Annotated in this window: 8 protein-coding genes and 1 tRNA gene; 4 read left to right on the forward strand and 5 right to left on the reverse strand. The window is 66.9% G+C overall.

What is annotated here, in order from left to right; all coding sequences use genetic code 11:
• Window positions 1-9: 9 nt before the first annotated feature.
• Complete coding sequence (locus LPN03_RS11300; protein WP_262454299.1) at window positions 10-546, forward strand: hypothetical protein; 537 nt, start codon at window positions 10-12, stop codon at window positions 544-546.
• A 65-nt stretch (window positions 547-611) separates the two neighbouring features.
• On the opposite strand, the gene sucD is transcribed toward LPN03_RS11300, so the two are convergent.
• The 5 genes from sucD to LPN03_RS11325 all read right to left on the reverse strand — a co-directional run bounded on the left by sucD (window position 612) and on the right by LPN03_RS11325 (window position 7,158).
• Window positions 612-1,514: a succinate--CoA ligase subunit alpha gene (gene sucD / locus LPN03_RS11305; RefSeq protein WP_262454300.1), complete on the reverse strand. Its 903-nt coding sequence runs from the start codon at window positions 1,512-1,514 to the stop codon at window positions 612-614.
• Between the two features lie 14 nt (window positions 1,515-1,528).
• The gene (sucC, locus tag LPN03_RS11310) at window positions 1,529-2,698 is read right to left on the reverse strand and encodes an ADP-forming succinate--CoA ligase subunit beta (RefSeq protein WP_165183530.1); all 1,170 of its coding nucleotides are present in this window, start codon (window positions 2,696-2,698) and stop codon (window positions 1,529-1,531) included.
• A gap of 185 nt (window positions 2,699-2,883) precedes the next feature.
• Entirely contained in the window at window positions 2,884-3,564 is a 681-nt protein-coding gene (locus LPN03_RS11315; protein ID WP_262454301.1) for a hypothetical protein, read from the reverse strand.
• 95 nt (window positions 3,565-3,659) lie between these two features.
• Window positions 3,660-6,176 (reverse strand): DNA helicase PcrA, encoded by a 2,517-nt coding sequence (gene pcrA, locus LPN03_RS11320; protein ID WP_262454302.1) that lies wholly within the window; start codon window positions 6,174-6,176, stop codon window positions 3,660-3,662.
• A gap of 73 nt (window positions 6,177-6,249) precedes the next feature.
• Entirely contained in the window at window positions 6,250-7,158 is a 909-nt protein-coding gene (locus LPN03_RS11325; protein WP_262454303.1) for an inositol monophosphatase family protein, read from the reverse strand.
• A gap of 49 nt (window positions 7,159-7,207) precedes the next feature.
• Between LPN03_RS11325 and LPN03_RS11330 the strand changes: the two genes are divergently transcribed.
• The 3 genes from LPN03_RS11330 to rarD form a co-directional block, all read left to right on the forward strand.
• The gene (locus LPN03_RS11330; RefSeq protein ID WP_165183533.1) at window positions 7,208-7,843 is read left to right on the forward strand and encodes a hypothetical protein; all 636 of its coding nucleotides are present in this window, start codon (window positions 7,208-7,210) and stop codon (window positions 7,841-7,843) included.
• Between the two features lie 98 nt (window positions 7,844-7,941).
• Window positions 7,942-8,013, forward strand: a tRNA-Arg gene (locus tag LPN03_RS11335).
• A gap of 67 nt (window positions 8,014-8,080) precedes the next feature.
• Window positions 8,081-8,961, forward strand: an 881-nt coding sequence (rarD, locus tag LPN03_RS11340) for an EamA family transporter RarD (RefSeq protein WP_262454304.1), incomplete at its 3' end; no start/stop codon positions are given.

Consider the following 8,961-nt stretch of genomic DNA (forward strand, 5'->3'; position numbering starts at 1 on the left):
GGAATTTCCATGAAACTGCCCATCCGTTCCATCCTGGCCGCGGGCGCCCTGGCCGCAGCCCTGCTCGGCACCTCTGCGTGCTCGGGGGCCACAGAGACCACAGGGACCACCGCAGGGCACGGCGCCCAGGCAGCGGTGGTAGTGCAAACCTCCTTCCCCGGACTGCCTGCCGCCGCCGGCGAACCAACACTCGCCAGCCTCAAGCAGGCAAGGCCGAAGCCGGGCACAGTGGTGCAGGCCGCAGGCCCCTTTGACGGCCGTTTCACCCTGGACCGGCCCGTCTTGAAGGACGGCGCCGTCACGGGAGCCATCACCGTCACCAGCGATGTCAGCGACCTGCTTGAACTGGAGGTCGTTGCCGGCTTTTACGACAAGGACGGCACACTGCTGGGCACGGGCCGGTTCGTCCACCATGCGGGTGCGGACGGCCACGCCCACTCGGGACCGCCCAGCGAAACCGAGGAATTCAGCGTCAGGGTGCCGAAGGACCTGGCAGACAAGACCGTGTCCGCCGCCGTCGGCGTGCCGGTGCTGGTCAACGAATAGCGCAAAAAAGCGCGGCCGTCACACCGAAAACCGGTGCAGCGGCCGCGCTTTTGCGTGCGGAAGAACTACAGCGCCGCGTAAACCTCGCGCAGCAGCGCAGCGGTCTCGGACGGCGTCTTGCCGACCTTGACGCCGGCAGCCTCGAGGGCTTCCTTCTTGGCCTGGGCCGTGCCCGCGGAGCCGGAGACGATGGCGCCTGCGTGGCCCATGGTCTTGCCCTCGGGCGCGGTGAAGCCTGCAACGTAGCCGACAACCGGCTTGGTGACATGGGCCTTGATGTACTCGGCCGCGCGCTCTTCGGCGTCGCCGCCGATCTCGCCGATCATCACGATGGCCTTGGTCTCCGGGTCCGCCTCGAACGCAGCCAGGGCGTCGATGTGGGTGGTGCCGATGACGGGGTCGCCGCCGATGCCGATCGCGGAGGAGAAGCCCAGGTCGCGCAGTTCGTACATCATCTGGTAGGTCAGCGTGCCGGACTTGGAGACCAGGCCGATGGGGCCCTTGCCGGTGATGTTGTTCGGCGTGATGCCGACCAGCGCCTCGCCGGGGGTGATGATGCCGGGGCAGTTCGGCCCTATGATCCGGGTGACCTGCTTGCCGTCGGCGTCAACCTTGGACTGGGCGAGGGCCCAGAACTCGGCGGAATCCTGCACGGGCACGCCTTCGGTGATGACAACCACCAGCGGCACGGAGGCCTCGATGGCCTCAACCACGGCGTCCTTGGTGAACGCCGGGGGGACGAACACGATCGAGACGTCGGCGCCGGTCTCGGCAACCGCTTCCTTCACGGTGCCGTACACGGGCAGCTCGACGGCGCCGTGGACCACGGTGGTGCCGGCCTTGCGTGCGTTCACTCCGCCCACAACCTGGGTGCCGGCCTTGAGCATCAGGGCGGTGTGCTTGGTGCCTTCGCCGCCGGTGATGCCCTGGACGATGACCTTTGAATCTTTGTTCAAGAAGATAGACATAAGTTTCTAAACCTCTACTTTGCAGCGTGGGCGAGTTCGGCGGCCTTGTCGGCGCCCTCGTCCATCGTGGCGGCCAGGGTGACCAGCGGGTGGTTGGCGTCGTTGAGGATGCGGCGGCCCTCTTCAACGTTGTTGCCGTCGAGGCGGACCACCAGCGGCTTGTTGGCGGCGGAGCCCAGCTCGGCGAGTGCGCCGACAATGCCCTTGGCAACAGCGTCGCAGGCGGTGATGCCGCCGAAGACGTTCACAAAAACGCTCTTGACCTGGGGGTCGTTGAGGATGACGTCCAGGCCGTTGGCCATGACCTCGGCGGAGGCTCCACCGCCAATGTCCAGGAAGTTGGCGGGCTTGACGCCGCCGTGGTTTTCGCCTGCGTAGGCCACAACGTCCAGCGTGGACATGACCAGGCCGGCGCCGTTGCCGATGACGCCAACTTCGCCGTCGAGCTTGACGTAGTTCAGGCCGGCGGCCTTGGCCTTGGCTTCGAGCGGGTCGGCCGAGGCGGCGTCTTCCAGCTCGGCGTGGTGGGGGTTGCGGAAGTCGGCGTTCTCGTCGATCGAGACCTTGCCGTCCAGGGCCACAATGTCGCCGGCTCCGGTGCGGACCAGCGGGTTGACCTCTACCAGGGTGGCGTCTTCCTTCTTGAAGACGTCCCACAGCTTCAGGATGGCAGCGGCCACCTTCGGGGCGATTTCGGCGGGGAAGCCGGCAGTGGCGACAATTTCGTCAGCCTTGGCTGCATCGATGCCGACGGCGGGGTCAACGGCCACGCGGGCCAGGGCCTCGGGGCGCTCCACGGCCAGTTCCTCGATCTCCATGCCGCCTTCCACCGAGCACATGGCCAGGTAGTTGCGGTTGGCGCGGTCCAGCAGCACCGAGAAGTAGAACTCCTCGGCGATGTCGGCACCCTGGGCGATCATGACCGTGTTGACGGTGTGGCCCTTGATGTCCATGCCGAGAATGGCTGAAGCGTGCTCGAACGCCTCGTCAGCGGTCTTGGCTACCTTGACGCCGCCGGCCTTGCCGCGGCCACCGACCTTCACCTGCGCCTTGACGACGGTCACGCCGCCAATTTTTTCGGCTGCTGCCTTTGCTTCTTCAGGGGTGTGCGCCACGATGCCGGCCAACACGGGAACGCCGTGAGCCTCAAACATGTCGCGCGCCTGGTATTCAAACAGGTCCACGGGTTTGTGTCCTTCTACGTCGAAGTAGTGATCTTTAAAGGGATCGAAACCCCGTTCACACACTACCGCCTTGCCGCGCAAGCACATATTTGTTCATGGCACCACCGCCTATCGCGGTTATTCCGCTCACATATCACCGTTGCGCGCTTGTTCCAGGCACGACGCCGGAGCCCGGGCCGGGTGCCTCAGCCCGCCGGTGCGGTGGTTGGCTTGGGCGGGGCAGCCGTGGCAGCCGCGTGGCCGGGTCCAAACAGGCTGTATTTTTGGGCCGCAACAAAGAAGCCCAGCCCGCTGGACAGATTCGCGCAGGCAACGCCGTCGTCCATGGGGGCACAGCGGTAGCCCTGCGCTTCCATGGCGGCGCCGTCGGCCAGGACGGGGAGCTGGGCCATGGCGTCGCTGACTGTGCCCGCCGGGCCGAAGGCGGCCTCAACGGCCGTCACCCCGGCGCGGCAACTGCCGTAGCTGACCTTGTCCGGGGCCAGGAGCGCGGTCCCGCCGAGGTAGCCCTTGAACGTGCCGGCGCAGGTGTCCTGCACGTCAGCCTGGGCGGGTTCCGGGTAGTTGGCCAGTTCGCAATTCACCACGGGAATGAGGGGGCTGGCGGCGTTGGCGCTGTCGGAGAAGTTGTTGGGTTCCCATGGCTGGTTCAGGTTTCCGTTGCGGGAGGACGTAAAAACACACGCCACATTGCGCGATTCCGTCACAAACTGGGGCAGCTCCGTGGCCGCTGCGGTGTCCGTGGGCTTGGCCACGGGCGTTGCCTTGAGCCGGTCAAGGTAGCTGTGCGGCCCGGATGGCGCAACAGCAGCCGTGGTGGGCGATCCCGTGGGAATGCTGATGCAGCCGGACAGGGCCAGGCACATGAAGGCGCCCAGCAGCGCGGCAGGCGTGGCTGCCCGGACCCGGGCGCGTGCCGCGAATCGCCCCGATGGCCGCGTCCGGCCGGCGCCTGCGCCGCTCAGGATTCCACCTTCGTCAGCGGCGCATACCGGAGCAGGAGCCGTTTTTCGCCGATGCTGAACAGCACCGTGGCGACAGTCTTGTCCCCGGCGCCCTGCACTGCCACCACGGAGCCTTCGCCGAAGGAGGTGTGGTTGACCCTGTCCCCCACTGTGACGGAGATGACTTCCTTTTGCGGCTGGACGCGGCCGGCGGCGGCGCGGGCTGAAATGCTCGGCGGCAGCTGCCCCGTGTCCCGGCCGCCCACGGCCGTCCCGGCACCCCAGGAGGAGCCCGAGTAGCGGCTGCTGCCAAAGCCCCCGGCAACGGGCGCCACGCGGGATGTCCCTTCACGCTTCCACTCAATCAGCTCCGCCGGAACCTCCTCGATGAACTGGCTGGCCGGGTTGAACTGGCTCTGCCCCCACAGGCTGCGCATCTCGGAGCGCGTCAGGTAGAGCCGCTCCCGGGCCCTGGTGAGGCCCACATAGGCCAGGCGCCGTTCTTCGGCGAGTTCCTTCGGGTCCGTGGCGGAGCGGGCGTGCGGGAACAGTCCGTGCTCCATGCCGGTCAGGAACACGACGGGGAATTCGAGCCCCTTGGCCGTGTGCAGCGTCATCAGCGTGACCACGCCCAGCCTCTTGGCCTCCGCCACGGCTGCCGCGGCCTCCGCCTCGGAACCGCCCGGCGCGTCCGGGATCTGGTCGGCGTCCGCCACCAGGGACACCTGCTCCAGGAAGGCCCCCAAGGTTCCCTCCGGGTTGTCCTTCTCAAACTCCCGCACGACGGCGACCAGCTCGGCCAGGTTCTCCACGCGCGACTCATCCTGGGTGTCCGTTGAGGAACGCAGGGCCGCCAGGTAGCCGGACTGCTCCAGCACGGCCTCCAGCGAGGTGGCCGGTCCGGCCGTGGCAGCCACTTCGCCCAAATCCGCCATCATTTTGGCAAACGCGTTCACTGCGTTGAGTGAGCGGGAGGCAATGCCGGGGGCCTCCTCCGCCCGGGCCAAGGCGGCGGAGAAGGAGATCCGTTCGCGCTCGGCCAGGGCCGCGACTGCGCCTTCGGCCCTGTCGCCGATGCCGCGCTTGGGCTCGTTGAGAATCCTGCGCAGATTGACGTCGTCGTCCGGGTTGACCAGGGCACGCAGGTAGGCCAGCGCGTCCTTGATTTCCTTACGCTCGTAGAAGCGGGTGCCGCCCACCACCCGGTAGGGCAGGCCCACGCGGACCAGGATGTCCTCAATGGCACGCGACTGGGCGTTGGTGCGGTAAAAAATGGCCACATCCCCCGGCCGGAGGTCGGTTTCATCCTGCAGGCGGTCAATCTCCTGCGCAATGAAGCGTGCTTCCTCGTGTTCGGATTCAGCCACGTAGCCGATGATCTTTTCGCCGTCGCCCTCCGCCGTCCACAACCGCTTTTCCCGGCGGTTGGGGTTGCGTGAGATCACCGCATTGGCGGCGCTGAGGATGTTCTGCGTGGAGCGGTAGTTTTGCTCCAGCTTGATGGTGGCGGCGTTGGGGTAGTCCTTTTCAAATTCCACAATGTTGCGGATGTCCGCCCCGCGGAAGGCGTAGATGGACTGGTCCGAATCGCCCACCACAGTTAGCTCAGCGGGTTCAAGCCCGGTGGAGTCCGGGACCCCCACGACCTCCTTCACCAGCGCATATTGGGCATGGTTGGTGTCCTGGTATTCGTCCACCAGCACGTGGCGGAAGCGGCGCCGGTAGGACTCGGCCACCCCCGGGAAGGCCCGGAACATGTACACCACCTGCGCAATGAGGTCGTCAAAGTCCATGGCGTTGGCCTGGCGCAGGCGCTGGGTGTACCCCTTGTAGACCTCGGCCACTGCGGCGGCGAAGGGGTCCTTGAAGTTGGTGTTCATGGAGTTTTCATCGTCGTCGATGAGCTCATTTTTCAGCGCCGAAATCTTGTGCATGATGGCCTTGGGCGCAAACTTCTTCGGGTCCAGGTCCAGCCCCTTGGCCACCAGGGTGATCAGCCGGAGGGAATCGGCGGAGTCGTAGATGGAGAAATTGGTGTTCAGCCCGATGGTCTTGGCCTCGCGGCGCAAAATTCGCACGCAGGAGGAGTGGAAGGTGGAAATCCACATGGACTTGGCGGCGTCGCCAATGAGCGCGTGGATGCGTTCGCGCATCTCGGCCGCGGCCTTGTTGGTGAACGTGATGGCCAGGATTTCCCCGGGATGGGCCCGGCCGGTGGCCAGCAGGTAGGCGATGCGATGGCTGAGCACGCGGGTCTTGCCCGAACCGGCCCCGGCAACGATCAACAGGGGCCCGCCGGCATGGATCACGGCGGCCTCCTGCTGGGGATTCATGCCCTTGAGCAGGCCGTCGGGGTCCGGCCAGCGCCGCTGCGGGGCAGTCTCCTGGCGTTCCCAGGCCGGCGGGGCGGCCGTGAACTCCGGCATGTCAGAGCCGGGGTCTTCCTGGTCAAAGGGCTGCCACGCGGGCAGCCCGGCACCTGCGCCGGGGGTTGGCTTGGGCTTTTGGGGGTAAGGGTCAAACAACATGTCCATGGTGGAATCAAGTCTAGTTCGCCGGGCCGACACCGGGGGCGGGCGGGCTGCTGCTGTGGACAACGCTGCGGATTTACTCCCGTTCCAGGCCGCCCGGCCCCAGGCTGCCGCTTTCCAGCGCCGCCCGAATGGCCCGGACGCCCTCCGCCGGCCCGGCCACAAACCAGTCCAGACCGTTGACCGGCACGACGGCGGTGTCCCCGCCGGCCGCGCGCACGATCCCCTTCCCGGGGAGCCAGTCCCAGGCGGGGCAGCTGTGCTGGAACCAGACGCCCAGTTCCGCCTGCGCCACGCGGCCCAGGTCACAGGACCCGGATCCGAACATGCGCAGGGTTGCCGGCAGCTGGGCGGCCCGCTGCCACGGAGTGCCTGCCTGGGGCTCGCCAAGCCATTTGGGGTGGATGTACGTGCCGGCGGAGAGCTGGCCAATGTGGCGGCGCGAATCCACGGCTATCGGCGCCCCATTCAAGGTGGCCGGCTGCCCGGACCCGCCCAGCCACAGCCTGTCCTCCTGCGGCTGAAAGATGGCGCCCAGCAGCACGTCCGCGTCACCCAGCGGGGACCCGGCCACCGCCCCGGTGACGGGGGCACTTGCCGGTGCGCCGCCGTCGTGCGCGTATATGGCCAGCGCCAGGGCTGAGCACCAGTAGGAGGAGCCGCTGTAAAAGTTGTAGGTGCCGTCAACCGGGTCGATGACCCAGCTGCGGCCGCTGTTCCCGCTGAATCCGGCGCCCTCCTCGCCGACGATCGAGTCGGCCGGACGGCAGTGGCGCAACTGCTCAAATATGTAGCTTTCCGCGGCCAGGTCCGCGGCGGTGACGACGTCGGCAACATTGGTTTTTTCCGCCGCCGTCCCGCGCAGTTCCTCAAGGCCGCGTTGCCGCATGGCCAGCGCCAGGGCACCCGCGTTGCGCACCAGGGCTGCGGCGAGATCGGCGTCGTTCAGGCTGGGGTCCAGGTTGGCGGGCATGGTGGTGGGCATGGTCCCAGCCTATTCCGTGGGGTCCGCGGATCTGCGCCATAATGGGTTCATGGCTAAAACACCTGCCCAGCGCGCCGCCCTGTACGGCCCGCAGGCAACTCCCCCGCGCGCCGGCGTGGTCAATTCCAGCACTGCCCGCTCACCGCAGAAGGCACAGGGCAACGCCAATTTGATCCTGATTGCCGGCTCCGTGGCAAGCCTGTTCCTCTTTTGGTACTTCCACCTGCTGACGCTCATCCAAATGACGGATCTTTCCGGCGGCCTGGCCATGCCCGATTCCATGGTGTTCGGCTTCGGCAGCGCCCATGTTGAGGCACTGCGCGCGGCCATGAATTCCGACGCCCTGGGCCAGCTGCAGTTTGTCCACAAGACGGCCGGCATGCTGTTCCCGTTGGTCTTTGGGCTCTCTGCCGTGACGCTGATCGCCATGAACGTGGCCAAAAAGTCCCTCCGGTGGGTGCTGTGGGCCTTTCCTGTGCTCTTCGCCGGGATCCAGATCTGGGCCAATGTGGCCATCGACAACATGCTGGGCGGTGCCAAGCTCGACGCCGGTTTGGTCACCCTGGCCTCGGTGCTGGTGGTTGCGTCGTGGTCGCTGCTGGTGCTGTCCCTGGCCGGACTTGGCGTGGCCTTGTTCCTGGGGCGCCGGCGCAGGCGGGTGCCGCCGAAGTCCCCCGCGTCCTGACGTTTCCCTTTGTTTTCGTCTCCGTTTTCGTCTCCGTTTTCGTCTCTCGGCCGCGCGGTTTTTTGCTTGATAAGGCATTCCGCTAGGCTGGAGGACGCGCCTCTGTAGTCCAATGGATAAGACGGCCCTCTCCTAAAGGGCAAATCCGGGTTCGATCCCCGGCGGGGGCACTTTTTTTATTTCCCCTACCTGTCGGCGGCCGGGCCGGGGCATTCGCTTCGATTCAAGGTTTGCTTCATGGGCACTGGCATGGGTTCGGGCACGGGGCCTGCTGCGGGTGCCGGTTCCGGGCGCGGTGTGGCCGCGTCCGTCACGGCGTCGGCTCTTTTCGCCGTCATCTTTCTGATTGCCGGATCCCTGCCGGGCTGGGGCTCGGGGGAAATCTTTGGCTGGCGCGTGGTGCTGACGCTGGCCACGCTTGCGCTGGTCCTGCCGTTTGTGGCCTGGGGGCGCGCGGAAATCCGGTCCATGCTGCTGCGGGTCCGCCGCCGCCCGGTCCTGCTGCTTCCCGGCGCCTGCGCGGCCGCCATAGTGGGCGTGCAGCTGTGGCTTTTCATGTGGGCGCCGCTGAACGGCATGGCGCTTTCCGTGGCGTTTGGGTACTTCCTGCTGCCGCTGACAATGGTGGTGTCGGGCAGGCTGTTCTTCCGCGACAGGCTGAGCCTCCTGCGGAAGCTCGCCGTGGCTGCCGCGGCCGTTGGCGTGCTGCACCAGTCCCTGTCCGGCGGCCTGGCCTGGCCCACCCTGGTGGTGTGCCTGGGGTACCCCGTTTATTTCGTGTTGCGGCGCAAGGCCGGGTTCGACCACCTTGGTGCGTTTGCCGCCGAACTCGCGGTGCTGCTGCCCGTTGGGGTGCTTGCCATTGCTGGCGGTCCGCACGGCCTCTACGGGGCCGCCGGCATCCCCGGTGGATCGGCCTGGGCCTCCGGACTCGTGGCTGTCTGGGCCATCGGGGTGCTGGGCGGAGTGGCCATGGTGCTGTACCTGCTGGCCAGCAAGTGGCTTCCGCTCTCATTGTTTGGGCTGCTCGGTTATGTGGAGCCAGTGCTGCTGGTGGGCGTCTCCGTGCTGGTGGGCGCGGCGCTGGGGTGGTCGGCCCTCTTGACGTACGGGCCCAT

The sequence above is a fragment of the Arthrobacter sp. A2-55 genome (genome assembly GCF_025548615.1).
Taxonomy (GTDB): domain Bacteria; phylum Actinomycetota; class Actinomycetes; order Actinomycetales; family Micrococcaceae; genus Specibacter; species Specibacter silviterrae.